Source organism: Corynebacterium tuberculostearicum, assembly GCF_046097465.1.
GTDB classification, from domain to species: domain Bacteria; phylum Actinomycetota; class Actinomycetes; order Mycobacteriales; family Mycobacteriaceae; genus Corynebacterium; species Corynebacterium tuberculostearicum_I.
In genome coordinates, this window is record NZ_CP175799.1 from 246,085 (window position 1) to 270,222 (window position 24,138).

General features: G+C 61.1%; 22 protein-coding genes and 1 tRNA gene. 10 read left to right on the forward strand and 13 right to left on the reverse strand.

What is annotated here, in order from left to right; translation table 11 throughout:
• Positions 1 to 49: 49 nt before the first annotated feature.
• A complete protein-coding gene (locus tag ACKFRX_RS01115; RefSeq protein WP_408928008.1) occupies positions 50 to 1,444 on the forward strand; it encodes a PepSY-associated TM helix domain-containing protein in 1,395 nt (464 codons plus the stop codon).
• Here the strand turns inward: ACKFRX_RS01115 and ACKFRX_RS01120 are convergent.
• The 5 genes from ACKFRX_RS01120 to ACKFRX_RS01140 all read right to left on the reverse strand — a co-directional run bounded on the left by ACKFRX_RS01120 (position 1,383) and on the right by ACKFRX_RS01140 (position 9,693).
• Positions 1,383 to 4,850 (reverse strand): arabinosyltransferase domain-containing protein, encoded by a 3,468-nt coding sequence (locus ACKFRX_RS01120; protein WP_408928009.1) that lies wholly within the window; start codon positions 4,848 to 4,850, stop codon positions 1,383 to 1,385. The two genes, ACKFRX_RS01115 and ACKFRX_RS01120, sit on opposite strands and share 62 nt — an antisense overlap.
• Positions 4,851 to 4,924: 74 nt before the next feature.
• Positions 4,925 to 6,901: a galactan 5-O-arabinofuranosyltransferase gene (locus ACKFRX_RS01125; RefSeq protein WP_408928010.1), complete on the reverse strand. Its 1,977-nt coding sequence runs from the start codon at positions 6,899 to 6,901 to the stop codon at positions 4,925 to 4,927.
• A 178-nt stretch (positions 6,902 to 7,079) separates the two neighbouring features.
• The gene (locus ACKFRX_RS01130) at positions 7,080 to 7,838 is read right to left on the reverse strand and encodes a decaprenylphospho-beta-D-erythro-pentofuranosid-2-ulose 2-reductase (protein WP_408928011.1); all 759 of its coding nucleotides are present in this window, start codon (positions 7,836 to 7,838) and stop codon (positions 7,080 to 7,082) included.
• Positions 7,839 to 7,875: 37 nt separating this feature from the next.
• A complete protein-coding gene (locus tag ACKFRX_RS01135) occupies positions 7,876 to 9,291 on the reverse strand; it encodes an FAD-binding oxidoreductase (RefSeq protein ID WP_005329755.1) in 1,416 nt (471 codons plus the stop codon).
• Between the two features lie 126 nt (positions 9,292 to 9,417).
• The gene (locus ACKFRX_RS01140) at positions 9,418 to 9,693 is read right to left on the reverse strand and encodes a hypothetical protein (RefSeq protein ID WP_179387256.1); all 276 of its coding nucleotides are present in this window, start codon (positions 9,691 to 9,693) and stop codon (positions 9,418 to 9,420) included.
• A gap of 34 nt (positions 9,694 to 9,727) precedes the next feature.
• Between ACKFRX_RS01140 and ACKFRX_RS01145 the strand changes: the two genes are divergently transcribed.
• From ACKFRX_RS01145 to ACKFRX_RS01160, 4 genes are all read left to right on the forward strand, one after another.
• Positions 9,728 to 10,192, forward strand: a complete 465-nt coding sequence (locus tag ACKFRX_RS01145; protein WP_005329751.1) for a hypothetical protein — start codon at positions 9,728 to 9,730, stop codon at positions 10,190 to 10,192.
• A gap of 9 nt (positions 10,193 to 10,201) precedes the next feature.
• Positions 10,202 to 11,110 carry a hypothetical protein gene (locus ACKFRX_RS01150; RefSeq protein WP_084771687.1) on the forward strand — a complete coding sequence of 303 codons (909 nt, stop codon included), beginning with the start codon at positions 10,202 to 10,204 and terminating at the stop codon, positions 11,108 to 11,110.
• 11 nt (positions 11,111 to 11,121) lie between these two features.
• Entirely contained in the window at positions 11,122 to 11,562 is a 441-nt protein-coding gene (locus ACKFRX_RS01155; protein WP_005329747.1) for a GtrA family protein, read from the forward strand.
• A 90-nt stretch (positions 11,563 to 11,652) separates the two neighbouring features.
• A complete protein-coding gene (locus ACKFRX_RS01160) occupies positions 11,653 to 11,988 on the forward strand; it encodes a GtrA family protein (protein ID WP_408928012.1) in 336 nt (111 codons plus the stop codon).
• On the opposite strand, the gene ACKFRX_RS01165 is transcribed toward ACKFRX_RS01160, so the two are convergent.
• Positions 11,985 to 12,899, reverse strand: a complete 915-nt coding sequence (locus ACKFRX_RS01165; RefSeq protein WP_250411508.1) for a glycosyltransferase family 2 protein — start codon at positions 12,897 to 12,899, stop codon at positions 11,985 to 11,987. The genes ACKFRX_RS01160 and ACKFRX_RS01165 overlap by 4 nt on opposite strands.
• A 104-nt stretch (positions 12,900 to 13,003) precedes the next feature.
• Here ACKFRX_RS01165 and ACKFRX_RS01170 point away from each other — a divergent pair, with 104 nt between their 5' ends.
• The gene (locus ACKFRX_RS01170) at positions 13,004 to 13,672 is read left to right on the forward strand and encodes a GNAT family N-acetyltransferase (RefSeq protein ID WP_408928013.1); all 669 of its coding nucleotides are present in this window, start codon (positions 13,004 to 13,006) and stop codon (positions 13,670 to 13,672) included.
• On the opposite strand, the gene ACKFRX_RS01175 is transcribed toward ACKFRX_RS01170, so the two are convergent.
• Both ACKFRX_RS01175 and ACKFRX_RS01180 read right to left on the reverse strand, forming a co-directional pair.
• Complete coding sequence (locus ACKFRX_RS01175) at positions 13,669 to 14,472, reverse strand: ABC transporter ATP-binding protein (RefSeq protein WP_005323203.1); 804 nt, start codon at positions 14,470 to 14,472, stop codon at positions 13,669 to 13,671. The two genes, ACKFRX_RS01170 and ACKFRX_RS01175, sit on opposite strands and share 4 nt — an antisense overlap.
• Before the next feature lie 46 nt (positions 14,473 to 14,518).
• Positions 14,519 to 15,370, reverse strand: a complete 852-nt coding sequence (locus ACKFRX_RS01180; RefSeq protein ID WP_179387609.1) for an ABC transporter permease — start codon at positions 15,368 to 15,370, stop codon at positions 14,519 to 14,521.
• 213 nt (positions 15,371 to 15,583) lie between these two features.
• Here ACKFRX_RS01180 and ACKFRX_RS01185 point away from each other — a divergent pair, with 213 nt between their 5' ends.
• The gene (locus ACKFRX_RS01185) at positions 15,584 to 16,840 is read left to right on the forward strand and encodes an aminotransferase class V-fold PLP-dependent enzyme (protein WP_408928014.1); all 1,257 of its coding nucleotides are present in this window, start codon (positions 15,584 to 15,586) and stop codon (positions 16,838 to 16,840) included.
• On the opposite strand, the gene ACKFRX_RS01190 is transcribed toward ACKFRX_RS01185, so the two are convergent.
• The gene (locus ACKFRX_RS01190; RefSeq protein WP_179387610.1) at positions 16,837 to 17,793 is read right to left on the reverse strand and encodes an NAD(P)H-quinone oxidoreductase; all 957 of its coding nucleotides are present in this window, start codon (positions 17,791 to 17,793) and stop codon (positions 16,837 to 16,839) included. The two genes, ACKFRX_RS01185 and ACKFRX_RS01190, sit on opposite strands and share 4 nt — an antisense overlap.
• Positions 17,794 to 17,970: 177 nt before the next feature.
• Here ACKFRX_RS01190 and ACKFRX_RS01195 point away from each other — a divergent pair.
• From ACKFRX_RS01195 to ACKFRX_RS01205, 3 genes are all read left to right on the forward strand, one after another.
• Positions 17,971 to 18,054, forward strand: a tRNA-Ser gene (locus tag ACKFRX_RS01195).
• A gap of 878 nt (positions 18,055 to 18,932) precedes the next feature.
• Positions 18,933 to 20,534: a hypothetical protein gene (locus ACKFRX_RS01200; protein WP_408928015.1), complete on the forward strand. Its 1,602-nt coding sequence runs from the start codon at positions 18,933 to 18,935 to the stop codon at positions 20,532 to 20,534.
• A 203-nt stretch (positions 20,535 to 20,737) separates the two neighbouring features.
• Entirely contained in the window at positions 20,738 to 20,998 is a 261-nt protein-coding gene (locus ACKFRX_RS01205; RefSeq protein WP_408923079.1) for a hypothetical protein, read from the forward strand.
• Positions 20,999 to 21,025: 27 nt separating this feature from the next.
• Here ACKFRX_RS01205 and ACKFRX_RS01210 read toward each other — a convergent pair whose 3' ends face one another.
• Genes ACKFRX_RS01210 through ACKFRX_RS01225 form a run of 4 tightly spaced genes read right to left on the reverse strand, consistent with a single transcriptional unit; the run spans position 21,026 to position 24,084 of the window.
• Positions 21,026 to 22,024 carry a ThiF family adenylyltransferase gene (locus ACKFRX_RS01210; RefSeq protein ID WP_408928016.1) on the reverse strand — a complete coding sequence of 333 codons (999 nt, stop codon included), beginning with the start codon at positions 22,022 to 22,024 and terminating at the stop codon, positions 21,026 to 21,028.
• Positions 22,021 to 22,482: a molybdenum cofactor biosynthesis protein MoaE gene (locus ACKFRX_RS01215; protein WP_408928017.1), complete on the reverse strand. Its 462-nt coding sequence runs from the start codon at positions 22,480 to 22,482 to the stop codon at positions 22,021 to 22,023. Before ACKFRX_RS01215 ends, ACKFRX_RS01210 begins: the two co-directional genes overlap by 4 nt.
• Entirely contained in the window at positions 22,472 to 22,951 is a 480-nt protein-coding gene (locus ACKFRX_RS01220) for a MogA/MoaB family molybdenum cofactor biosynthesis protein (RefSeq protein WP_005323196.1), read from the reverse strand. Before ACKFRX_RS01220 ends, ACKFRX_RS01215 begins: the two co-directional genes overlap by 11 nt.
• A complete protein-coding gene (locus ACKFRX_RS01225) occupies positions 22,948 to 24,084 on the reverse strand; it encodes a molybdopterin molybdotransferase MoeA (RefSeq protein WP_005329733.1) in 1,137 nt (378 codons plus the stop codon). The genes ACKFRX_RS01220 and ACKFRX_RS01225 overlap by 4 nt, the downstream gene beginning before the upstream one ends.
• Positions 24,085 to 24,138 lie beyond the last annotated feature (54 nt).

Genomic DNA, 24,138 nt, shown 5'->3' on the forward strand with positions numbered 1-24,138 from the left:
TTCCATGCTAAAAAGGAACTAGTTTCAATAGGAGTGCGACTAGTTCCGCATGACCATATCCACTCATGGCGCGCTATCGCGCCTGCATAAATTCGCCGGCGTAATCATTGCGCCCTTCCTCATAGTCGCAGCATTAAGCGGGTTTCTCTATGCCTTGGCACCCACCTTTGAACCGTGGATTTACCACGATGAGGTAACCGCCACCGCGCAAGGCAGCCCGCGCAGCCTCGATGAACAGATTGCCGCCGCCCAACGCGAGCACCCAGACGGGGACGTAGTTCGAGTCGAGCCTTCCGAAGACCCGCAGGAGACCACCCGCGTGCTTTTCGACGACCCCACCGCCCCCAACTCCAGCTATACCCACGCCGTCTTTGTAGACCCGGTGGACCTGCACATCACTGGCGAACTACAACAATATGGCGGCTCGCGGGCGCTGCCTTTCCGTACGTGGGCCTCTAATGGCCACCGCACCCTATGGTTGGGCGAGCCTGGCCGCCTCTATGCCGAACTTGCGGCCTCGTGGCTCGGCGCGCTGAGCATCCTCGGTCTCTACCTGTGGCTCAAGCGTAAACAAAGGAATAAGAAGAAGCGCTCCACGGTACTGGCGCTGCACGCCCGCGTGGGTGCCTGGTTGTTGCCGGGCTTCCTCTTTCTTACCGTTACCGGCCTGACATGGTCGCTGGTGGCGGGCACAGGTATTGGCAAGGTGCGGGAGGAACTTAATTGGAAGGAACCGTCCGTGGCGACCTCCGTTGCAGAAGCGGGGGCTAGTACTGGGGCGGGGGAGCATGCCAACCACGCCGGGCACGCGGGTCACGCCGGGCACGCGGGTCACGCCGGGCATACGGGACACCACGGTGCCGCAGAACTCGCCGGAGCCCAAACTGCAGAATCGACCGCCCGTAGCCAGGGTTTGACCGGAGTGCTGGAAATGACCCCACCGGAAAAGCCCGGCGATGCGTGGGGCGTGCGGGAGGCTCGTGCGGCCTTCAAGTTACGCAGCGACGCCGTGGCGGTTACTCCGAACGGGGAGGTCATCGACCGCATCAATTCGGCCGACTGGCCGCTTGCGGCACAGCTAACCTCGTGGCTCATCCAGCTGCACATGGGTACGCTTTTTGGAATCTATAGCCAGGTTGCATTGGCGGTACTCGCCCTCGGCCTGCTCGTGGTGAGCATTGCGGGCCTGTGGATGTGGTGGAAGAAACCGCGCCGCCGCCTGCCCGAGCTAAAAATTACCCCCGCCGTGCTGGCGGGGGCGGTGGCCTACTCAATCATTGCGCCGCTCTTTGGCGTTTCACTATTGCTCTTTTTCGTAGGTGATTGGATCGTGCGGCGCCTGCGCGCCCCGAAGCGGGATCGGGGCGCGGCCGCTGGGGAGGTTACTCCTCGCCCTCGGGGCGAATCTTCATCTCGGAGTCTTTCCACAGTCCGGAACGGGTAATGTCCTCATAATCAATCTCGGCTGGGACTGGGGCATTGCCCTGTGAATCGGTACGCAGTTCGTACTTTTCGATGGCACCCCAGTCGCGTGCCCAATCATTATTGAGGTAGCTCGGGATCTCATAGGAGTAGTTGACCGCCTCCGCGGTGGACATGGCACCACCACCAGAGAAGGACTGGAAGTCCGTCAGCGAGGTCTGGGCCGAGGAATCCGGCAGGATGCGATACTCCGGGATTTCCGTGACGCCGGCGAAGTGGTCAAAGGTGCGCTGGCACGGGAACTGTAGGGCTACGGCCCAGTCCAAGAGCGCCGGGGTGTCCTTGGAGAACTGGTTATTGATGGTGTCCAGCTCCGGCACGCGCGGCGGGGTAAAGGCCAGCCAGTCATCCTCATCGGTGGAATCATCCGTTGCTACCAGGCGCACCACGTTGGCATCCTTTGGCAACTTATCCAGCGGCAGGCGCAGGTTGCGCCACTTTGGCGTGGCACCGACGGCGGAGAGTTCTTCCTCGCCAGTATTGGTGACCTTTCCGGAGCCATCGATGGTGCCGTATTCGAGGCTAAGCTTCATGCCTTCCTGCTCTACCCCGTTGACGTCGTGGTGGTAGATATTGCCGGCTGCAGATACGGCGAGCACGGGAGTATTGTCCTTGGCCTCCGGCAGGTTGTACCACTTGGTGGTCACCTCAGAGGTGGAGTCTTGCGCCTCGGAATAGGAGCCGAGCACCGGGACCTTGGTGTAATCCAGGTTGAACGGCAGGTGCATGGTAGAGCCATTGACACCCTCAGTGCCGCGTACTCCACCCTCCGAGGTATTGGTGGTTTCCTTGGACTTCTTGTCCTTTTTGTTTTGCTTATTCTTTGTCTCCTGGGAATCAGCGGAATCGCTGTTACCGCCGGATTCGGTATCCGCACCCGAGGTAGCGGTCTCCGCGCTATCGGAGGAGGAGTCGCTGGAGCCATCCGCGATGGCACCTACGGAGGCGGAATTCTGGTTTTCCGGCTCGATGGATTCAGGGATGAAGTTTGGATCGAAGCCCTTGTGGGTCTCGTCCTGGTCCACCAGGGAATCGCCCAAGTCGCCTTCGACCGGGGTCAGGAAGGAGTCATTGGTATTGGTCTCCACCATGGTCTGATCCGCCAGAGCGCAGGTATTGCCGCGCAGGGAGGCCACGTTTCCCTTGCCCACGGAGTAGGAATCCGCCTGCGAGACGGTGGCCTTGGCAAAGGAAGCACACGATAGCGCTACCACGATGGCACAGGCCAAGGCGATGGGCGCGGACATGATACCGGCGGAGCGCGAAACCTTAGCGGCGGCATTTTTCTCAAATTCCGCCAGGGTGCCGGCCTCTTCTGCTTGGGACTTGCGGTAGCTATGGCGCAGGGACTGCACTATGCCGATGGCGAAGATGACCAGCGCGATGGCGAGGAGCACCTTATTGGCCTCGATGGCCTTGAATTGCACCGTACGATCCCACCACGGGATGCCAAAGGAGGAAACGTACCACCAGGCGTTCCAGCCGGCGAAGGAAATGGCCAGCAAGAAGACCACCGCAGCGATAGCGAAGGTGCGAGCACGCGGCGAACGCAGTGCGAACTGGGAGAGCACCACGGCACCGAGGGCGGCGATGACACCGGCCACGCCGGCGTAGATGCCAAAGTGGTGGGTCCACTTGGTGGGGGTGAACATGAGGAAGAACATGGACAGCGCCACGATGATGAGCAGGCGCTGGGTCGGGCCGACGGCAGCGCCGACGACGCGACGGTTCTTGATAAAGGCCGCCACGATGAGCACCAGGCAGAAGAGCATGGTGAAGACCGCGAAGCGGCGGGTGAGCGAGCCATCCACGGATTCCTGGAAGAGGGTGGAGTAGCGCGCGTACTCGGCGTACCACGGCAGGGAGGGTCCGACCTCGGAGCGCACGCGGGTGGACTCCAGCACGGTAGACAGCGTCTGGTCGCCAAAGGCGGCGACCATGATGGCGGTGCCAGCGCTCAGGAATGGCGCAATGAGCGAAAGCCAGCCGAGGGCGCCACCACCCATGGACGGCACGCGCTCGGCCATGGCGCGGAAGAGGTGCGGCAGGCTGACGAGGAAGACGCCTACGGCAAAAAGGCCGGTCGGGCCGGCGGCCAGAGTGATGGTTGCGGCGATGGTGCCCACGGCCGCCGGAAGCAGGCGGCGGGTGGCAATGGCGCGCTCGAAGGAAGCCCAAGTAAACATCACGCCGAGCGCCACGATGGGCTCTGGGCGAGTGCCGTTGTTATACGGCAGCCAGAAGGCCAGGAACATTAGCGCGGCGGTCCAGTGGGCGACCCGGCGGCCGTCGACAAGCTGGCCAAAGCGCGGCAGCATCTCGCGGGAAAGGATAAACCAGATGATGAGCCCGGAAATCAGGCCCGGCAGGCGCACGAAGACCGAGGCGGTAGAAATCTGGGAGAGTACGGCAACCAGGTCGTAATAGGGGGAGCCAAAGGGCGCCTCTGGCACGCCGTACCAGCGGTAGTAATTGGCCATGTAGGTCGCGTGATCGAAGACGCGGCTCATGGAAAAGATGAAGCCATCATCCGAGGTATTGGCGCCGAGGATGTACCAGAATCCCAAAATGGCGGCCACCACGCCATCGAGCGGGCGTACCTTCTTCCACGTCTCAGGCATGAAGCCGAAGCGGCGGCCATCGAGGCGGTCGATGCGCCACAGGCAGAACAAGGACACGACCACCATGGCGATGCCCAGCCACATGGCAATGGTCTTGAGCAACGTCGGGGACGAGGTAAAGCGGGAGTTGATATCGACGTGGACATTGAGGCCGTCGTCAAGCAGGGCTTGCACATCAGCCTTCTCGTCGATTTCGGTATAGACGCCGGTGACCTGCGGGCGCAGATCCTCCTCGGTGGTCTTTTCATGCTCGCCCACGCTCACGGAGGTGCCATCGCCCGTAGCGGAAATTTCAATCGTGGCGTCCTTGGGGAGCTTGGCTACCTCTTTGGCGTTGAGGGTAAGCAGTACCTCATCCAAGGACACAACGGACAGGCCCTCGTCATTCGCGCGGACGAAAAGGCCGCGGTTGGAGGCCTTCTTGGACTCCGGCGGGACGGTGCCGTAAACCATGGACTGGCCCTCGCGCAGTGCATCGACTGCGGAGATAGGGATGGTGGCCTTCAGGTCCTCCGGGGCGACGGAAATGAGCGGCGCGTTGATGGACTGCACGGAATCATGCTGCGGCCAATCATAAGAGGACTGGGTTTGGGTCACCGGCAGTAGCGGGGTCGCTACAAAACACAGGAAACCAATCAGCCCGGCAATGATTGCGGTCCACCGCAGGCCCGCAGGGGCGGCGGTGAAGCGGGAGCCGGCAGCGGCAGGTCGCGCTTGGGTGGTATTCGTAGTGAGGCTATCTGACACGGCGATTAGTTTACGTCAGATAACCCCCTCGGCCCGCGGGCACACCCTGCCGCGGGCGGGAAGTGTGGGTGAACTTACTTGGTGCGAACGGCTGTTACAAAGGGGCCGGTTTGCTGTAACTTCCAGCCCTCGTCAAAGACATCCGCATTGAAGAAGACCGCGCGGTAGCGAATATTCGGCTGGTTGGGATAGATATCTTCTGCCAGGTGGAACTTGAAGCCGTCGTCCTTATTTTCCAGGTCGCCGCGGAACATCATCACATCCGGGCCGCGCCAGGGAGCAGAATCCAAGGCCTTGCGGAACTCCTCCGGCTGCATATCCCAGGAATCATTGGCCCAGGTCTCAATCTGCTCGTTGCGGGTGCTGAACTCGCCCAAGGGATTGGCGTAGTGGCTGGTAAAGGCGTTAAAGCCCCAGTACGGGTAATAAGACATGAAGGTCTTTTCATCCGTGAGCACCACCGTCTCATCCGGCGTGAAGCCCTGGTCCTGAATGAAGTTGTGAATATCCAGATAGTAGTGGGCGGAATCGCTGGTGAAGCGGTCCGCGCGCTCGCCGTAGCCATCGGTGTCGCTATAGGCGTGATCGATGGCGTCCTCGTTGGCCTCTGGGATCTGCTGCGCATAGAAGACGCCGGCCAGGGCCAAGATGATGCCAAAGACCGCGGTGATCTGCTTATTGGTGGTGTGGGAGAAACGCGCAGGGTAGAGACGGTGCACGCTGAGCAGGCGGATCTCTGCCAGGGCCAGGATGCCGGCGGTGGCAAAGAGGAGCACCACGATGACCTCGAGGCGGAAGCTGAGCAGCGTGGTGCCGGCCAGCGTTGCCACCATAGACACCACGGTCCACAGGTAGATGCCAAGGAGGGAGATGCCCAGCGCGCGCACCTCTGCGTCATTGAGGCGGATGACTATGTAAATAAGCCCCATGAGGCAGAGGAAGCCCACAATGCTCAAGGACAAGAAGGGCACCGGAATTTGCGTGCCTTCCTCCGGCAAGTAGTGCTGCGCGGTGGTTTGCAGCGGCACCGGTGAGTGCATGACCGACCATACGTAAGGTCCCCAGGCGATGAGCGCGATGGCAATGGAGCCTACCGCTATGATCGCCAGGCGCAGGATGGGGCGCCACGTATGCTCATAGAGCGCGGTAAACAGCGCGATGAGGCTGACCACGGTGAGCGCAGCCGCACCGGTGAAAAGGGTATAGAACGTGGCGGAAATGCCCAGGTAGAGCGTCACTCCCAGGGTGGCCAGCCAGGAGCCGCAGAACGCGCGGGCGCTGAGCACCGCAACGGTGGGCAGCCCCATGGCGATGACCGCGGAATAGGGCTCCTCGGCCGCGATGGTGAGCGTAATCGCGGTGGTCACCAGGGCGATGGCGGTGGCGACCGGCAAGGAACTGGTCAGGCGCTGCCAGATGGGCACCAAAATACAGCCGGCCACGGCAATGGAGATGAGCGCCCAGGGCTGGTAGACCTCCCAGCCCGGAATTCCCATGAGCGCACCCAAGCGGCCGCCCAACCAGAACCAGCCGATCGGATAGAAGGACGGCATGTCCTGGTAGTTCATGTCCGCATAGCCCATCTCATCCACCGAACGGGTGAGGAACTGGGTGCGGAAGGCCTGGTCCACCTGCACGCCATCGAGCCACAAGCGGGAGGCGGACAGTGGCAGGCCCACGGCGGCCAGGGTCAACAGGGCCGGGGAGAGGTAGGTGACCGCATACGTCAGCCAGGCCCGCCAGCGCGGCCGGGTAAAGGAATCCTTGTAGTGGTCATAGAGCCACCACACGCACAGCCCGCCGGCCAAGGCCAGCGTGAGCACCACCCCCACCGTGGTCAACGCGCGGGTGACCATGGAGGTATTAAAGGACGGCAGCGAGACCGTCTTGAAGGCAAACCAGCCCAGCAGCGTTACCACGCCACCGGCCAGAGCGGCCAGCACAATACCCAGCAAGGTCGCGCGAGGGGTCAGCGCATCGGCGCGGTAGGCCTCGGTGCGGTTATCCTCGCTCACGGGCGTTGACTGGGCGGGTACAGCGGTGCTTGTCATGCTCATTAGTTTCGCATACCCAAGCCCCACAGCCCAGATTTGGCGCGGGCAGGACAGCACTTGCTTGGCGGCATCCCCCTGATACACCACCGCCCCCGTCACCTCCCTCGCCGCGGGCGTGCGGCGAAGTGGAAGAGCGGGGGCGGGGCGGCTACGCCTACGCGGAAAGCCGCGGCGTTTAGAACGGCAGCTTGCGGAAGATGGCCTGCGGGATGAACTTGAATGCCAAAGATACGTACTCAAACAGTGGGTGTACGAAGATGGACTGCTTGCCCTCGAGCACGGCCTTGACGGTGGCCTCGGCAACGTCGGAAACGTTGACGGTCAGTGGGGCGTCGCCAGCCTCGGCGGACATCTTGGTGCGCACCTGGCCCGGGCGCACAACCAGCACGTTGGCTCCGGTGCCGCGCAGGGCCTCGCCCAAGTTGATGTAGAAGCCGTCCACGCCGGCCTTGGAGGCGCCGTAGACAAAGTTGGAACGGCGCACGCGCATGCCTGCCACGGAGGACATAGCGATGATGGTGCCGTGGCCCTGGTGCTTGAACTTCTCGCCCAAGAGCACGCCTACGGACACCGGTGCGGTGTAGTTGGTCTGTGCGGAGGCGACGGCCTTGTCGTGGTTTTGCCACAGCTCTTCCTGGTCGCCCAGGGTGCCGAAGGCAACGATGGCCACGTCGACGTCGCCGCGTGCCCACGCCGTATCAATAACGTCTGGGTGGGAGTCGAAGTCGGTGGCGTCAAAGTCCAGGACCTCTACGTCAGCGCCGCGGGATTCCAGGTCAGCCTTGGCCTGGGCGATGCGTGGGGACTCCGGGCGGGCGGCCAGGGTGACCTTGGCCGGGCCGCGCTGCAGGAACTCGGAGACGACGCCGAGGCCGATCTCAGAGGTGCCGCCCAGAAGCAGGATGTGTTGTGCTTGGCCTACTGCATTAAGCATGGTCAGTAAATCTCCTTAAAGGTGTTATTTCCAGTGATTAGTGCAGCTCGAGGCGGCGGGACATATCGGAAGCAAAGACGCCGGTCGGGTCGATCTCGTTGCGGGTCTTCAGCCAGCCTTCCATGCCCGGGTACATCTTGTGGAAGTTCTCCGCAGAGGTGCGGGATTCCTTGGCCAGGTAGAGGCGGCCGCCGAATTCCATCACGCGGCGGTCCAGGTCATCCAGGAACTTGCCCAGGCCCGGACGGATGGGGAAGTCCACGCAGACGTTCCAGCCCGGCATCGGGTAAGACAGCGGTGCGCGGTTGCCTTCACCGAAGAGCTTGAACACGTTGAGGGCGGAGTAGTGGCCGGAGCGCTGCATATCGCGGATTATCTCCTTGAACGGCTCCACGGCCTCGGTCGGTACCACGAACTGGTACTGCAGGAAGCCCTTGGAACCGTAGCCGCGGTTCCACTCGCCGATGAGATCCAGCGGCTGGTAGAACTGCGTCAGGTTCTTGACCTGGTTCTTCGCCGGTGCACCCATGGTGTAGTACGCCAAGCCCACGGCGGAGAGGGAGAGCTTATTCATGGTCCAGGACGGGAAGATATCCGGCACCGTCATCAGCTGCGGCGCATTGAACTTCAGTGGATCCTTGGCCAGCTTCGGGGCGAGCTCTTCCAGCTGTGCCAGGGTGGCCAGCGAGCCGCGGGAAATGGTGGAGCGGCCCAGCTTTGGTTCTGGTGAGATGACATCGAACCAGGCGGAAGAATAGGTGTAGTTGTGCTCGGAACCATCGGAGTGGAAGGCGATGGTTTCATCCAAGTTATCGGTGCGGTCCGTATCCGCGATGAAGTAGGCGGTTTCCGTCTTGGTCATGCGGATGGTGGCGCGCAGGATGATGCCGGTCAGGCCCATGCCGCCAACGGTGGCCCAGAAGAGGTCGCCGCTCGGGTCATCCTCGGAGCCCTCCGGGGTCAGGTGCAGCACGCGGCCATCGGCCACGAGCAGCTCCATGGAGACCACGTGGTCACCAAAGGAACCGGCGGAGTGGTGGTTCTTGCCGTGAATATCCGGGCCGATTGCGCCACCGATGGTGACCTGGCGGGTACCCGGCAGAACCGGAACCCACAGGCCATACGGCAGGGCGGCCTTCATCAGCTGGTCCAAGGTGACGCCGCCATCGACGTCCACCAGAGCGGACTCTGGGTCGATGGAGTGGATCTTATTGAGTTTTTGCATGTCGATGACCAGGCCGCCGCCATTTTGGGCGGGGTCACCGTAGGAGCGGCCCATACCGCGGGCGATGACGCCGCGGCGCAGGTGGGCGGGCTTATCCGAGTTATCTTCTGCAACCTGGGCCACGGCCTTCTTGATGACGTCCACGTCTTCGGTGGCGAGCACGTGGGCGGTCGTCGGGGCGGTGCGGCCCCAGCCGTGCAGGGACTTTTCAGTAGTATGTAATTCCATCTCTTACTCTTTGCTCGACGGATTTATGTCGCTTCTCTAGCCTACCTAGCTCACAGGAGGGTGGCTGGAGTGGCGCGAGTGATATTCGGAACAAAACGGACGCTTGTACTGCCCGAATGTGACCGTTTACAGATCCATGAGCGCGCGGATCTCCTCCGGCAGTTCCTCTTGGGATTCAATAATCGGGCCGTCGTACTCCCGCAAAAGCTCATAGACGCGAGCGCGGGAGGAGGAATCCAGCATGGGCAATTCCTCTGCCATCAGGCGAGTCATGAAAGGGCTCAACGGCACATCGGTATGTTCTGTGGCCTCGAAGTGGCCGTTGCGCTTATCGTCCTCTGCGCGCACATCCTGTGCCGCTTGCTGCGCCGGCGTCATATGCTTTGTCTTTTCCGAGTACATGCGCATTAGCTTACCGCCGCTTAAAGTAGTCGCTATGACCAACAACCGTGAGACGCATGATCAGCGCCAAGACAACTACGCCCTCGATGACACGCTGGCTGGCCGCATCACCCAGGCCGCCGCCGTGGGCATTGCGACCTCCTATCCGGATTGGATCAAGTCCAAGGGCGGTTTGATCACCGCGTATACCTTGTCTTTCTTTGGCTTTAGCGCCCTAGTGGCCTATACCAACGCGCACGCCGAGCAGGACGGCGATGAGCCGCGCTCGCCGCAGGATAGTGACGATCAAGGCCTCAAGCCGTGGGCCATTTTTGCCGCAGTGGTGCTGCTGCTCATCCTGGGCGGCTGGATGAACGTTGCCCTTTCCCGCCGCATGGTGAAGTTCCTGCGCAAGCGCGGTGCCAAGCGTCCGTGGACCCTCTTGGGCGCCATTGGGGCGGCGCTGACGTTCCTTATTAGTGAGCTGGAAGCTCGCGATATTGCAAAACTAGCTTCCTAAAATTTGCGTATGGTGGGGCTCATGAACGCAGGGGTCACCGATATCGCACAGGCGCGGGCCAAACGCGCCGATAGCGTGGTATCCCTCAAGCGCGAGCCCCTCACCATCATTTGCCAAGCCGCGAATATTCGCGCCGATGGCGAGGTGCACCGACAGATTGGTTTTAGCGATGCCCTGACCTTCACCGAGCTGCACCGCGTACTGCGCATCTGCTTTGGCCTGCCGGAGGAGGAATCTCCCTGGCACTTTTATGAACATACCGAGGCCCGTGGCCCGCGCATCGATCCGGAGCGCCAGGCCTCCGAATTCCTCTGGCGCGAGGGCGATCAAATCGACTTCGCTTGGGGACTGTGGGACTTCGAGCTGGTAGTAGCCGAGATTTATCCCCGCGATAATGGCACCCCAGAGGCGCTGTGTGTGGGCGGCTCCGGATCGCTCTTTCAGCCCTTTGAGCTGACCAGCGTCAACCGCGAACTGACCGGGCAAGAGGTTACCGATGAAGTTTTTTCCGCGGTATCGTCCCCCGTGCGCGATTTGATTGAGCGCACCAAACTCTATGATTTTGTCCCGCTGCTGCAAGCGATGGACTTGGGCAGGGAAACCGACCTCACACCGCATACTTCCCGCGTGCTCGCCAGCCTGCCGCGCGAGGTGACCCATGAAGGCAAAGACGCTTTTTGGTCCATGGCGCTCGCCCTATCCTGCATGGGCGGCGCGGAGCTGACCGATTCCGTTGTGGAGACCACCATGGATGCGCTCGGTTGGGTCAATGACGATGGCACGGCGCTCTCCGGCGCCGACGTGCGGGAATTGTGTGCGGCCTCGTTGCAGCAATTGGCCGGGATAGGCGCCTATGGTGCCGAATCCGCCGCGCCGGTGGATCGGTTGGACATGTACCGAGCGCTCTTGCGCGGGTAGGCTACTCACTCGTGACTAATTCCGCTGACGACGCCGTAGAAGTAAAGCCTTCGTCCACCTCGCTGCACACCCAGCTGGTGCGTTTCATTTCCGTGGGCGTATTTACCGCCGCCATTGACTATGGTCTCACGCTGCTATTGACCTATCTGGGGCTGCACCGTTCCGCCGCCAAGGCCATCGGTTGGGTCTTTGGCACCATCGCTGCCTACCTAGCCAATGCGCGGTGGACCTTTGGGGCCAAGGTGTCTGGCCGCACAGCCGCGACCGTGGGCATCTTGTACGCCTCTACCTTTGCGGTCCAAAACTTCCTGTACTGGGTGCTCAATGAGCCGCTTATGGCCCTCGGCTTTGAGGGGGCGGTGAAAGACACCATCGCCTTCGTCATCGCCCAAGGCGTGGCCACGGTGACCAACTTTGCCATTCAAAGGGCCTTTATCTTTAAGGAAAGATAGATGGCAGCAGCCTCCCCACGGACGTGGCGCGGCGCGGCCCAGCGGGCTTCGCGCTCGACCAGCCTGCGCGCGCAAAGCGCCAGGTTCGCGGTGACGGGGGCACTTGCCGCGCTTATCGACGTCTCCTTAACCTGGCTCCTGCAGATCGGCTTCGGCCTGCTGAGCGCCGATCCGGCGCGGGCGGTGGGCTTTATCGTCGGTACCTGGGCGGCCTATCTGCTCAATCGCCGTTGGACCTTCCAGGCCAAAGCCACCGCGGTGCGCTTTGCCGGGGTACTTGCCACCTATGGCGTGACCTTCGTGGTCAATATGGTGGCCTTTGCCGTCTCGCAGGGCACCGCCACCGTGGTGAACTTTGCGGTGCAACGCTGGATTATTTTTAGGAAGGCGGGGGTCCGGGTCGTCGCCAAGCAGGATCCGTCCTAGCCCTGGTTAGGCCGGCGGAAATCTTCTTGGCGCCCGCGGTTGTGGAGCTTGAGCCATTCGATAAAGCCGGCCGGGTCGTGGCGCTGGACTAAGAAGAACCAGCCAAAGCGGGCAAATTCCTGGGGCAGTAGCTTGCGCATGCCGCGCTGCCACAGCAGGTAGCCGCGATTGCGGTAGGTGAAAAAGCGCTTGAACTCACCTTCTGGGTACTGGGTATGCATTTTGCCACCCAGGATGGGCTTGAACTCATCCGATCCGTCCGGGTGCAGGTAGCTGGTGGTCAGCGCCGTGCCGAAGGAGAGCCCGGAATTAACCAGCCGGCGGTGGTATTCCACCTCATCGCCGCGGATAAACAGCCGGTAGTCCGGCACACCAATGATCTCCATGGCCGCGGCGGAAATCAGCGCGCCGTTAAACAGCGAGGCGATGCCGGGCAGGAAATCGCCTTCCAGTTCGTCCATCCGGCGGCGCCATACCAGCCCCTGGCGCAAGGGGAAGGCGAGGCGGCCGGGATCGTTGATATTGCATACCGCCGGGGAGACCTCATGCAGGCGGTTGGCTTCGGCCACTCGATACAGCTCCGCTAGTACCGTGTGATCGGCGGGGCGGCCATCATCATCGGCGCACCACACGGCATCGGCGCCCAAGGAAAGGGCGGTGAGAAAGCCCAGTGCAAAGCCGCCAGCGCCGCCCAGGTTGGTTTCCGAAGGCACGTAGACGCCTCGGTCACCCGCCATGGATTCGACGAGTTCGCGCACCGCATCTTCCGCGCCATTATCCACCACGACTACCCACTGCACGGGGTGGGTTTGGTGGACTACCTGTTCAAGCGAGGCCCGCAGTAGCTCGGCGCGCTGATGGGTAACAATGACGGCGGCGGTGGAACCGGTGGAAGTCAGGGAGGCAGTCATGGATTCTATCTTGCCACCGGGGTAGGGGGACCAGCGCAGAAACACTCCGTGCGGGTGAAGCGAAAACTAGATATGGCCGCAGCTTTGTGGATACTGTGAAGTGTATGGAAAATATCTGGCCGCCTTTTGCGGTGACCATTCGGGCCAGCGATGATACTGGCCGTGGAGTCGACCTGCGCGTCATGCGCGATGAAGACATCGCGTGCGTGGCCACTGTGTGTGCGGCAGATATCTATGGCGCGAATATCCCAGAGCATGCTTTTCCCTGGCTCTTTGATGAAAAGAGGAATACTCCCGCTGCCATGGCGCAGCACCGGTGGGAGCACCGGGCGCAGCTGCGCGCCAATAATTGGACCTTGGATTTCATTGCCCGCGACGCAGAAACCCAAGAATTGGTGGGTGTGGTGGACCTATCGGCCGAAAACTTTGCGGCCGCGCGGGAAGTGCAGACCGCATCATGGGTACTGCACCGCTTCCAAGGCCAAGGCTATGGCACGCTTATCCGCCAAGCGATGGCCGAGTTTTCCTTTACCCACCTCGATGCGCATTCGCTGCGCACCAGTTGGATAGAGACCAATCTTGCCTCGGCCCGGGTGAGTGAAAAGATGGGCTACCGCATAACTACCGAGAAAAAGGAAGAGCCTGCCGGCCCAGAAAAGATTAACCGGCCGGTGGTCAGCGCGCGCCTTAGCGCCGCGGACTATCACCGGCCGGATGGCTTGCAGCTGGAGGTAACCGGTGTGGGCGACCAGCTGCTGTGTATGCTCAGCTAGTTGCCGCTGGTGTCCTCATTTTCAAAACGCTCGCGCAGGTCGCGCACGTACTCGCCCACCTCGGGGCCTTCGTATTCGCCGACGACCTCGGAAACCTCGCCCACCGAGCGGATTTCGCCGTGGTCGATCCATAGCGCGGTATTACACAGCTGGGCCAAAAAGTCATTGGAGTGGGAGGCAAAGACCAAGATGCCGGAGCGCTTCACCAGCTCTTGCAGGCGTACACGGGCCTTGGCCATGAAAGCGGCGTCGACGGCGCCGATGCCCTCATCCAGCAGCAGGATTTCCGGCTCAATGGACGTCACCACGCCGAGCGCCAAGCGCACGCGCATACCGGTGGAATAGGTGCGCAGCGGCATGGAGAGATAATCGCCGAGCTCAGAAAACTCCGCAATCTCATCCATCTTTTTCTTCATCTGCTTGATGGACTGGCCCAAAAAGAGGCCACGGATAATGATGTTGTCGTAGCCAGAGACCTCCGGGTCCATGCCTACGCCCAAATCAAAGACGGGGGCCACGCGGCCGCGCACATCGGCAGAACCCCGGGTGGGCTCGTAAATGCCAGACAAAAGGCGCAGCAAGGTGGACTTGCCGGCGCCGTTATGGCCCACCAAACCCACGCGGTCGCCCTCGCGCAGGTGCAGGTTAATATCCTTCAGCGCCTCCACCACGACGGTGTTCTGGGCATTTTTGCCAATGGCGCCGCCGGCGGAAGAAAGCATGGCCTTCTTGAGCGAGCGAGATTTGGCATCAAAGATGGGAAAGTCCACGCACGCGTTATACGTATCAATCGAGACCATCAGTCTGTATCCTTTCGAGGAATCTCAGGAAGTGCAGAGCGTGGGCTTAAACCCAGTAGCTGACGCGGAAGCGCCACTTGCGCATGACCAAGCCGGCGATGAGCAGGCCAAGAACGGTGCAGCCAATAACGATCCACCAGTGGTAGGCGGCCACCGGCTCACCGATCATGGGCGCACGGACGATTTCCAGGTAGTGGTAGAGCGGGTTGATTTCCGCGATGCGGGCGCGGCTGGACACCGCACCGCCCTGGTCCTTCAAGGTATTGGTCATCCACACAATCGGGGTGACGTAGAACAGCAGCTGGGTCAGTGCTTCAAGCAGCGGAGCGACGTCACGGAAGCGGGTAGCGATGATGCCAAAGAACATCGTGACCCACACGCCGTTGACCAGCAACAAGGCCAAGCCGGGGAGGAAGAGGAAGAACTCCCATCCCAAGTTGCGCGGGAAGATAAGGATAAGCAGCAACCAGATGATGAGGTTATGGCCCAAAAACAGCGTCTGGCGCCACACCAAGCGGTAAACGTGCACCGACAGCGGGGCTGGGAGCTGTTTAATCAAGCCCTCGTTGTCAATGAAGACCGTGGAGCCTTCTTTGATGCAGCCCGAAATGAAGGTCCACATAATAAGGCCCACGGTGACGTGGGGGAGGAACTCCGCGACGGGAATCTGGAAGAGCATGGAATACAACAGGCCCAAGGCGAGGGCCATCACGCCGGTGGCGATGGTGATCCAAAACGGGCCCAGGACAGAGCGGCGGTAGCGCTGCTTAATATCTTGAATGCCCAGTTTGAACCACAGCTCGCGCTGCTGTGCACCCTGCACCAGGTCCGCGAAGGCGGCCTTGAGGGTCTCGGACTGGGACGCTGGGGTGGCCTCGCCGTCTGGCTGGGAGGTCATGCGGGCGATATCAGCGCGCAGTTGATTGTTATCTTGCACGCTCAACACCCTAGCGCGCGGGCTGGGCAAACGGGAACTACACGCCGCCAGCCTGCGAAAACAGCGGTATCCAGCGAAAATTCAAATTTGGGAAACTTGGGCCAAACGCGTATACAGTAGGGAACCGACCGCCACTGTGTGGCGATGCCTAGCGCGATAAAGAAGGGGACCGTAATGCCAGCAGGAGCTTCGGCACACTACGACGTATTCAGTGTGCGCGGTTTATACACCGGGCTATCTGATGGTTGGACCTACCTCAACGCGCACGTGGTCCCCCAGATCTCTGAGCGCGTCGCCTCCGGCGTGGCGCGATCCTTCCGGATGTCCACTGCAGTGGCCACCCAGGAGGGCCCAGGCGGCGCCCACTCTGCCACGCCCGCGCCGGGCCGTTTGGAAGGCGAAGGTAATTACACCGCCGCACGCATGGCTGTAGCGGATCTGACCGGGTCCAAGGCAGACCGCGTAGTGCTTGGCCCGTCCTTGCCCGTGTTGTACCAGTCCTTGGCGCACGCAGCCCGCCCGCTATTGGGCAGCAATTCCTCGGTAGTGCTCTCCAAGCTGGATCCGCCGTCTTTGTACTCGGCGTTTTCTGAGGTCAAGGCAGAAACCCGCTGGGCCCAGCCAGACTTGGGCACGGGTGAGCTGCCAGGTTTCCAATTTGCCGAGCTTGTCGATGGCTCCACGCGCCTCGTTGCCTTCTCCGCCGCGCACGAGCTTTTGGGTACGGTATCCCCGGCCGCTGAGATCATTGACACCGTCCATGAGCGCTCCCGCGCCTGGACGCTTCTCGACGTCTCTGCGATCGCTCCCTACCGCCCCATCAACTTCGATGATCTCGGCGCCGATATCTTAGGCCTCGACCTGGGATTGCTGGGCGGACCGCAGCTAGCGGCGCTTGTCTTCCGCGATACCCGCATGTTCCGCCGCCTCGACGCCCTCGATCCGGTGCATACCGGCAAGGGTTCTCGCAAGCTGGAAACACCCATTTCCTCTGGCTTGGCCGGCGGTGTCGGACCGCTCGTGGACCATCTTGCCGCCCTCGCCGGTGGGGAGAGCGGCTCGCGCCGCAAGCGCCTGCGCACCTCCATGGATGCGCTCAGCGTCTACTTGGAGGATCTGCGCGCTGACCTCTATTCCTTCTTGAGCACCCTGCCCGCCGTGCATATTCTTGGCGTGACCGGGGAGGCTGCCGCAGGCGCCTCCGACGATCGCCTGCCGCGCCTCACCTTCGCAGTAAAGGGTGTTCCGGCCGAGACCGTGCACAAGCGCCTCTTTGATAACGGCCTTGTTACCACGCTTGCCCCGCAGACCCCGTTGCTCACGGAGATGGGCGTGGAAGAAATTGGCGGTGCCGTTACTGTTGCGCTCGGCCCCTTCAACACCTATCACGACGTTGAGCATCTCATCCGCGTCGTAGCCTCGCTGGCTTAAACGGTAAGAACCAAGGTGCCGGTGACCTCGCCGCTGTCTAGGGCGGTGTGGGCCTGGGCGGCGTCGGCAAGCGGGTAAGTGGCGTGCAGCGCGTGCTTTACGCGGCCGTCTTCCAACATGGGCCACACATTTTCTACCGTGCCCGCCACAATCTGTGCCTTGTCTTCTAAGTCGCGGGCGCGCAGCGTCGTGCCCTGGACGGTCAGGCGCTTGGGCAGCATGGCGCCCAAGTTGATTTCCGCCTTGGTGCCACCCTGCATGCCAATGATGATGAGCTTGCCGTCCTTGGCCAGGCACTTCATATTCTTTTCCAGATATTTCGCGCCGATGATGTCCAAAATGACATCGCAGCTTCCCTTCAACTCTTCTACGAAGTCGTGCTCCTTATAGTTGATGAGAATATCGGCGCCTAGCTCGCGGCAACGCTCCAACTTTTCCTTCGAGCCAGCCGTCACCGCCACCTCTGCGCCGAGGGCCTTGGCTACCTGGATGGCAAAAGTGCCAATGCCGCCGCCTCCGCCATGGATGAGGACGCGCTGGCCCTCGTGAAGGCCTGCCTCAATGCCTAGGTTGGACCACACGGTGCATCCGACCTCAACCACCGCTGCAGTTTCCTCGACGCTCAACCCCTTGGGCACGGGAAGCAGCTGGCCCTGCGGAACCGCGACGTATTCGGCGTAGCCACCACCGGCAAGCAGGCAGCCCACCTCGGTGCCTACCTCCCAGTTCGTATCTCCGGCATCGGCAATGGTGCCTGCTGCTTCTAAGCCCAAGATTTCCGACGCCCCCGGTGGCGGCGGATAGGCACCCATCGTCTGCAGGATATCGCCGCGGTTAACGCCGGCCGCCTGCACCTTCACAAGCACTTCGCCTGGACGCAGCTGTGGGAGAGCGACTTCGCGGAGCTCTAAGGACCGACGATCCTGTGGATCGGTCTGAACGATGGCCTTCATGTGTGTTGTAGTCATGGGCCCAATTTAACGAACCTGGTGTGTCCTGTGCCACGAAATTCGGAGTATCCAGCGACGACATCTAGTGCTGCAGGTGGCTTTTTGGGAAACCGGGCTATCTATTTAGTACACTGACCAAGTTGCTTCGTAGGCACGATGGGTGTTTTCGAAGAACATCATGGAGACGTGGCAGAGCGGCCGAATGCACCGGTCTTGAAAACCGGCGAGGTAATACCTCCGCGGGTTCAAATCCCGCCGTCTCCGCCGCAGGCGCAGTCCCTAGTCAGTGATGGCTAGGGACTGCGCTTTTTCTATTGCGTGCCGGCTTAAGGTCGTGACGATGCCATAGCGCTACCAAATGGGACTTTCTATTACATCAATCCGAGCCCGGTAGTTGAGCTATCAACAGACAAACTCGACGTCGATATGTGTTATTAGAATACCTATTCGGCGGTATGCATTAGTTCTTTAATACGTTTAGCTATTTAGCATTAGAAAGAGAAACGGCTACCTAAGAGGCCTGTGAGATTCTATGTCAAATCAAATCCTGCACCACTAGGTACATTGGTGCTGGTGAAGGTGCAATTGAGTGCATAGTTTGCGCTCGAAGGTATGCAAACATGCAACTTTAATAGAGGTGAAGTTAAGTAGTCTTTAAGTCTGCATAAGTGAAACAGGAAATAAAATGCCTGCATACAGATCTACAGTGCCCATCTTTATGGCCGGTCTGGATGGTCTGAAGTGTGTTCCCGGGAGGGGCGCCTTGGCTTCAGCTGGTCGAAAATGTATAACAAGAAATAAATTATGCACTCCCCGTATGGGGGTAAAATTGTGTCTCAATATTCACAATTATCGCACGGGTGGCGGTTCCAATTTTTCCAGGGCCTTCCAGTCCTGTGTGCAATGACCAGCAAAAATGGAGGATTTTCCGTCTAGATTGCCTGAAAATTACCTGCCAACGCGATTGGATTGGGCTGGAAGCGAGCTTGCTTGTTGGATAGTGTCATTTCCAGCGACAAAAGCTGCACTGAATGTTGAGAATGAGAAGTTCATTCGTTGGAACATTGCTCGCGTCGCCCTACACGACGGTTATCGAAAGATAATTCTCACTGACCCAAACTCAAATCTCTTTAGGGGAAAATATGTTCAAGAACCGTGTTCGTACCGCCGCTCTTGCCGGCGCTGTTGCAGTTGCTACCGGTATCTCCGGTCTGGCTGTTCCCGCTTTCGCAGAAGACAACGCTGTTTCTAACACCATCGGTGGCGGCTTCAACGAGGCTGACAACTCCGCTGCTAAGGGTGTAGTTGCTAACAACGTCACTGAGCGTGACCTGCTGAACAAGACCGACGCTACTGCGAACTACATCGTGAACCACAACCAGTGGTACGACCTGTACCACAACGCTGCACAGGCAGCTACCGACGGCCTCGACCCGTCCGAAGAGGCTGCTTTCCAGAACCTGAAGCGCGAGGCTGAGAACGCTGGCAAGCAGCTGGCACAGGCTGAGCAGAACGTTCAGGACGCACGTGCTTCCGTTGCTTACGCACTGGAGAAGGACGAGGCAGCTAACAAGGCTTGGGACAACGCAGATTCCAAGAAGGCTGCGCTGAACGCTGCTGAGGCTGCTGCTGTTTCCGCTATCGCTCCGGCCGTAAAGGCTGCCAACGCTGAGGGCCAGCAGGGCGGCCAGCCGGACCTGCAGGTTCCGGCAACCGGTTCCGTTGCTGACCTCAAGGCTGCACTCAAGACCTACGAAGGCGCATACGACCACGCTGGTGAGCGCGACGCAGACCAGGCAGCAGGCGACTTCATTCCGCGCGACTACATCGGTCTGTTGGAGACCCTGATCTCCACCACCAAGGATGAGCTGGGCAAGGTAGAGGCAGCTCAGGCTGCTTACGACGAGGCTGTTGCAGCTGCTAAGGACGCTACCCGCGAGGCTCAGAAGTCCGACGTTCTGGTTCGCCAGGGCTTCCTGAACCGTGCATTCGCTCAGGTTCGCGTTCTGCGCGCTCTCGAGGCTCGCTTCGCTGTCTCCACCCGCGAGATTGAGCTGCGTGAGTCCCCAGAGAACAAGAACGTTGTCATCGATGGTCAGACCAAGACCCTGCGTACCGCTTACGCTGAACTCATCACCGGTGGTCCTAAGGGCATCCTGAACGTAGCTATTGACGACACCACCGCTCGCCTGAAGAATGCTGATGTCAAGGCTCTGAAGGGCTGGAACGGCGACCTGGATAACTTCGACGGCTCCCTGGCAAAGGAAGGCGAAGAGAAGGTCTACGACGCCATGAAGGAAGACGCACAGCGTAAGGCATACGAGGCCATCGACTCTGAGCGTGACTGGGAAGAGGCCGTTAAGAAGGTCTCCAACGAGGATGACAAGATCATCGCGCAGCAGCTGAAGGAGTCCGAACAGGACGAGGCTCAGAAGGCTCAGGAAGAGAAGCGCGCTGAGGAGTCCGCTAAGCAGCAGGAGCTCCTAGAGCAGCTCATCGCAGCTATCAACAACAAGAACAAGGACAACACCCCGGCTCCGGAAGAAAACGGTAAGACCGAGACCGAGGGCGGTAAGACCGAGGGCGAGACCGAGGGCGAGGGCAAGGAAGGCTCCTCCAAGCTGTCCCCGCTGGGCATCGCTGGCATCGTAGTTGGCGTGCTGGGCGCAATCGCTGCTATCTTCCCGTTCCTGGGCAAGCAGCTGAACCTGCAGCTGCCGCAGCTGCCTAAGCTTCCTTTCTAAGTTAAAGGAGCATAGAAGCTTTTAGCTTCTGAGTGAGGGAGTGCAGTATTGAGGCACCCTACCGATTCGGTAGGGTGCCTACTCACGTTTTGGGACGGATGTGCCGGGAGACAGTGAAAATTAAGTCAGGAGCCATAAAGCGTTTACATTGATCTCCTACCTTGAGTTACGGACTTGCAAACACCCTTAACCTTGAGGCGATTATGACAAATTATATTTCCTACTTGGCCGAGGACCAGATACCGGCATCGTATGACTGGCTATGGAGCGGGCTAGGAGCCGTCATCGTCATCGCCTTGTTGGTCTTTTGGGTGGCCTCTCTCATTTCCATCATCCGTTCGGGATATAGCGGAGGCGTCAAGATATTGCTGGCGATGGCGGCGTTTGCCTACCCGTTCCTCGGGCCACTCGTATGGTTCCTTTTTGCGAGGAATAAGGAACATAAGACCAAAATCGACCGTTAGGCTGCGGTCTTGCCAAGGGGCATTCGGTTACTGCTGCTCGAGCCAGGAATTGATGCCGCCGCGCAAGGACACGACGTGGGGGAAGCCGCGTTTGCGGAGGATATCCACCGCTTGGGCGGAGCGGATGCCGCTGGCGCAATAGATAACGGCCGCAGCATCTGGTTCGATGTCGGGGTCTTCGCCGGCGAGGATGCGGTCGAGCTCAAAATGCGTGGAATTGGGGATCGCGGATTGGGCACGCTCGGGGGAGGTGCGGACGTCGATAAGGGGGGCGTGTGGGGGAACCTCGCGGACCTCGGGGGCGTCGGCAGGCTGGGTAGGCTGCGCGCCGGTGGGCTGGAGCGGGATATATTCCCAGGTACCCGATAGGGCGTCGAAGTAGCCGAGCGTGCCGATGAGTGGGGTGCCTACGCCGGTGATGAGTTTGAGGGCTTCGAGCGCCATGGCTGACCCGACAACGCCGACCACTGGGCCGAGGACTCCGGCCTGCGAGCAGGAGGGAACCTCGCCGGGTGCGGGAGCTGTAGGAAAGACATCCTCGTAGACGGGGCCGTGGCCGGACCAGAAAACGCTGAGCTGTGCATCGAAGCCGAGGATGGAGGCCCATACGTGCGGGATGCCGAGCTCGTGGGCGGTCCAGGAGCTGAGGTAGCGGGCGTCGAAATTATCGGTGCCATCGAGGATGAGATCGCAGCCGCGCAATTGTTTCATCGCCGTCGCCGATTCGAGGCGGCCGTGGCAGGTGATGTCCACCTCTGGATTGAGTGCGCGGACGGCGGCCGCGGCGGAATCGGTCTTCGGTGTGCCGATGGCGGCGGTGGTGTGGATGACTTGGCGGTGCAGGTTGGAGGGGGAGACCACGTCGTCGTCGAAAAGCGAAATGCGGCCCACCCCCGCGCCGGCGAGGTAAAGCAGGGCCGGGGATCCCAGGCCACCGGCGCCGATGACCGCTACGTGCGCGTCGCTGAGCTTGCGCTGGCCTTCCTCGCCCCAGAGCGCTTCCTGGCGGGCATAGCGGATGCTCATTCCAGACCCACCCAATTGGTGGAGCCATCGCCGTGGCTTTGTTCCTTCCAGATGGGGACTTCCGCCTTGACCCGATCGGCGTATTCCTCGGCGGCCCGGAAGGCATCGCCGCGGTGCGCGGCGGCCGCTACTACGGCAAAGGCGAGGTCGCCGACCTTGAGATCCCCCGTGCGGTGGGCGGCCCACAGGCGCACTGGGTGGTTGGCAGCGACGGAATCGGTGACTTCTTGTAGCTTCTCCGGCGCGGATGGGTGGGCGCTATAGGAAAGAAGGGTGACATTCGGCCGGCCGCCATCGTGATCGCGGACGATGCCCTCAAAAGTGACGACGGCACCCATGGCGGCAGTGGCGGCCTCTTCCTTGGCAGCGGCAAGGAGGGATTCAAGGGGTTGATCGCTCAGAAGCGTGCCAATGGTGCAACCGGTTTGCTCGGCCACATAGGAGGGATCAGTGCTCATGTTTTCCTTCTAACATATCGACGATCGGAACGATTAATTCTTCCAAAACCGCGCAGCCGTCTTTTACCCCGCCGGTGGAACCGGGAAGCGTCATGGCAAAGGTGGAGTCATTGACGCCGGCGATGGCGCGGGAGGCTACCGCGGTGGGTACGCTTTCCAATCCCTTCTGCCAGAAGGCCACCGCTATGCCGGGCAGCTCGCGGGTGATATGTGGGGCGACGGCCTCTACCGTGCGGTCATCGTGCGTCAGCCCGGTGCCGCCGGAGGTCAGGATGACCGCGGGCTTTTCGGCGAAGGCGGCGGCAACGGCGGCGGCGATTTCGGCATCGGGGACGATGCGTGCGTCGGGACAGTCAAAGCCCTTGCGGCGCAAGAAATCCACCGCGATGGGGCCGGAGCGATCGTCGTAGATGCCCGCGGCGGCGCGAGTAGAGGCGACGATGACGATGGCGGTGCGCTGTGCGCTCATAGTGGGTAAACCTCCACTTCCTGGCCTTCTTCAAGGCGTTGACCGGCAGGGATGCGGATGAGATGGGTGGCGTCTGCCGCTTGGGCGAGCAGGTGGGAGCTGGCACCACCGAGGATATGGGCGTGGGAATCGACGCGCCCGCGGCGAAATTGGTCCTTGTGCGGGAGGCCCTCGATGCCCGCGGCCAGGGGGACGTGGAAAGGCTCTGGTGCCCAGCCGAGCGCAGGCGCGACGAAGAGGCGGAAACTTACCAACGTGGAAATGGGGTTTCCGGGCAAGCAGATCACTGGGGTGTTGTGGAAAGTGGCGATGCCCTGCGGGCCACCGGGTTGCTGGTCCACATGGCCGAACCAGCCATCGAGCACCTGGCGGACTACTTCAAATTTCCCGGCGGAGATTCCGCCTGAGGTAATGATGGCGTCCGGGCGGTGCTGCGCGATGGCTTCTGTGAAGGCTAGTTCTAGGGCCTGCGGGTCATCGTCGGTAGTGATATAGCCCGCGACGTCGATGCCGGCGCGGCGGGCCATTGCCGTTAAGAGTGGCGCATTGGCATCCGGAATGGCGGCGCTGCCGTGGCCGATTTCCGCGCCGCCGGTGCAGATGAGGATGCGGGCGGGGCGGTAGACCTCTACCTCGTCGATTCCTTGGGAAGCGAGGGCGGCCAAGCGCACCGGCGTGAGCTTATCGCCGCGGGCGGCGAGGAGGGCGCTTTCTTCCAGGTCCGAGCCGGTGCGGCGGATGAATTGGCCTGGCGACGTCTTTGGCACGGTGATGCGGCCGCCCGGGGAGAGGAATTCTTGTGGTTCGCAGCGCTCGATGGGCACGATTGCTGCAGTTCCATCCGGCACCTTGGCGCCGGTCATGATGGGGCAGGCGCTGGCAAGCGGGCCGTCGAGTACCTGGGCGGGCTCCGTGCCGGCCGCGATGGTGGGGCCCACCGGGTAGGTCCCGGCCGCGCACTGCGGGAGGGCGTAGCCATCCATCTGGGAGTTATCAAAGCGAGGGGAGGGGAAGCCGGCGTGTATGTCTGCAGCTAGAACCATATCCTGCGCCTGGGTGAGGGGCACGGTGGTGGCTTGGCGTGCGGGCAGGGCCGCTGCGACCTCGCGCGCGTGAGTCTCGGGTGTGCGCATGGCGGCTAGTTTACCCGCGGTCTCGACATGGCATGGGCGTGCGGGGCATAGTAG

Excerpts from the sequence above, each read along its gene's own strand:
- ACKFRX_RS01115 (WP_408928008.1), top strand. The coding sequence starts at position 50 with ATGACCATATCCACTCATGGCGCGCTATCGCGCCTGCATAAATTCGCC.
- ACKFRX_RS01125 (WP_408928010.1), bottom strand. The coding sequence starts at position 6,901 with ATGACAAGCACCGCTGTACCCGCCCAGTCAACGCCCGTGAGCGAGGAT.
- ACKFRX_RS01130 (WP_408928011.1), bottom strand. The coding sequence starts at position 7,838 with ATGCTTAATGCAGTAGGCCAAGCACAACACATCCTGCTTCTGGGCGGC.
- ACKFRX_RS01135 (WP_005329755.1), bottom strand. The coding sequence starts at position 9,291 with ATGGAATTACATACTACTGAAAAGTCCCTGCACGGCTGGGGCCGCACC.
- ACKFRX_RS01140 (WP_179387256.1), bottom strand. The coding sequence starts at position 9,693 with ATGTACTCGGAAAAGACAAAGCATATGACGCCGGCGCAGCAAGCGGCA.
- ACKFRX_RS01145 (WP_005329751.1), top strand. The coding sequence starts at position 9,728 with ATGACCAACAACCGTGAGACGCATGATCAGCGCCAAGACAACTACGCC.
- ACKFRX_RS01150 (WP_084771687.1), top strand. The coding sequence starts at position 10,202 with ATGGTGGGGCTCATGAACGCAGGGGTCACCGATATCGCACAGGCGCGG.
- ACKFRX_RS01165 (WP_250411508.1), bottom strand. The coding sequence starts at position 12,899 with ATGACTGCCTCCCTGACTTCCACCGGTTCCACCGCCGCCGTCATTGTT.
- ACKFRX_RS01170 (WP_408928013.1), top strand. The coding sequence starts at position 13,004 with ATGGAAAATATCTGGCCGCCTTTTGCGGTGACCATTCGGGCCAGCGAT.
- ACKFRX_RS01175 (WP_005323203.1), bottom strand. The coding sequence starts at position 14,472 with ATGGTCTCGATTGATACGTATAACGCGTGCGTGGACTTTCCCATCTTT.
- ACKFRX_RS01180 (WP_179387609.1), bottom strand. The coding sequence starts at position 15,370 with ATGACCTCCCAGCCAGACGGCGAGGCCACCCCAGCGTCCCAGTCCGAG.
- ACKFRX_RS01185 (WP_408928014.1), top strand. The coding sequence starts at position 15,584 with ATGCCAGCAGGAGCTTCGGCACACTACGACGTATTCAGTGTGCGCGGT.
- ACKFRX_RS01190 (WP_179387610.1), bottom strand. The coding sequence starts at position 17,793 with ATGAAGGCCATCGTTCAGACCGATCCACAGGATCGTCGGTCCTTAGAG.
- ACKFRX_RS01200 (WP_408928015.1), top strand. The coding sequence starts at position 18,933 with ATGTTCAAGAACCGTGTTCGTACCGCCGCTCTTGCCGGCGCTGTTGCA.
- ACKFRX_RS01205 (WP_408923079.1), top strand. The coding sequence starts at position 20,738 with ATGACAAATTATATTTCCTACTTGGCCGAGGACCAGATACCGGCATCG.
- ACKFRX_RS01210 (WP_408928016.1), bottom strand. The coding sequence starts at position 22,024 with ATGAGCATCCGCTATGCCCGCCAGGAAGCGCTCTGGGGCGAGGAAGGC.
- ACKFRX_RS01215 (WP_408928017.1), bottom strand. The coding sequence starts at position 22,482 with ATGAGCACTGATCCCTCCTATGTGGCCGAGCAAACCGGTTGCACCATT.
- ACKFRX_RS01220 (WP_005323196.1), bottom strand. The coding sequence starts at position 22,951 with ATGAGCGCACAGCGCACCGCCATCGTCATCGTCGCCTCTACTCGCGCC.
- ACKFRX_RS01225 (WP_005329733.1), bottom strand. The coding sequence starts at position 24,084 with ATGCGCACACCCGAGACTCACGCGCGCGAGGTCGCAGCGGCCCTGCCC.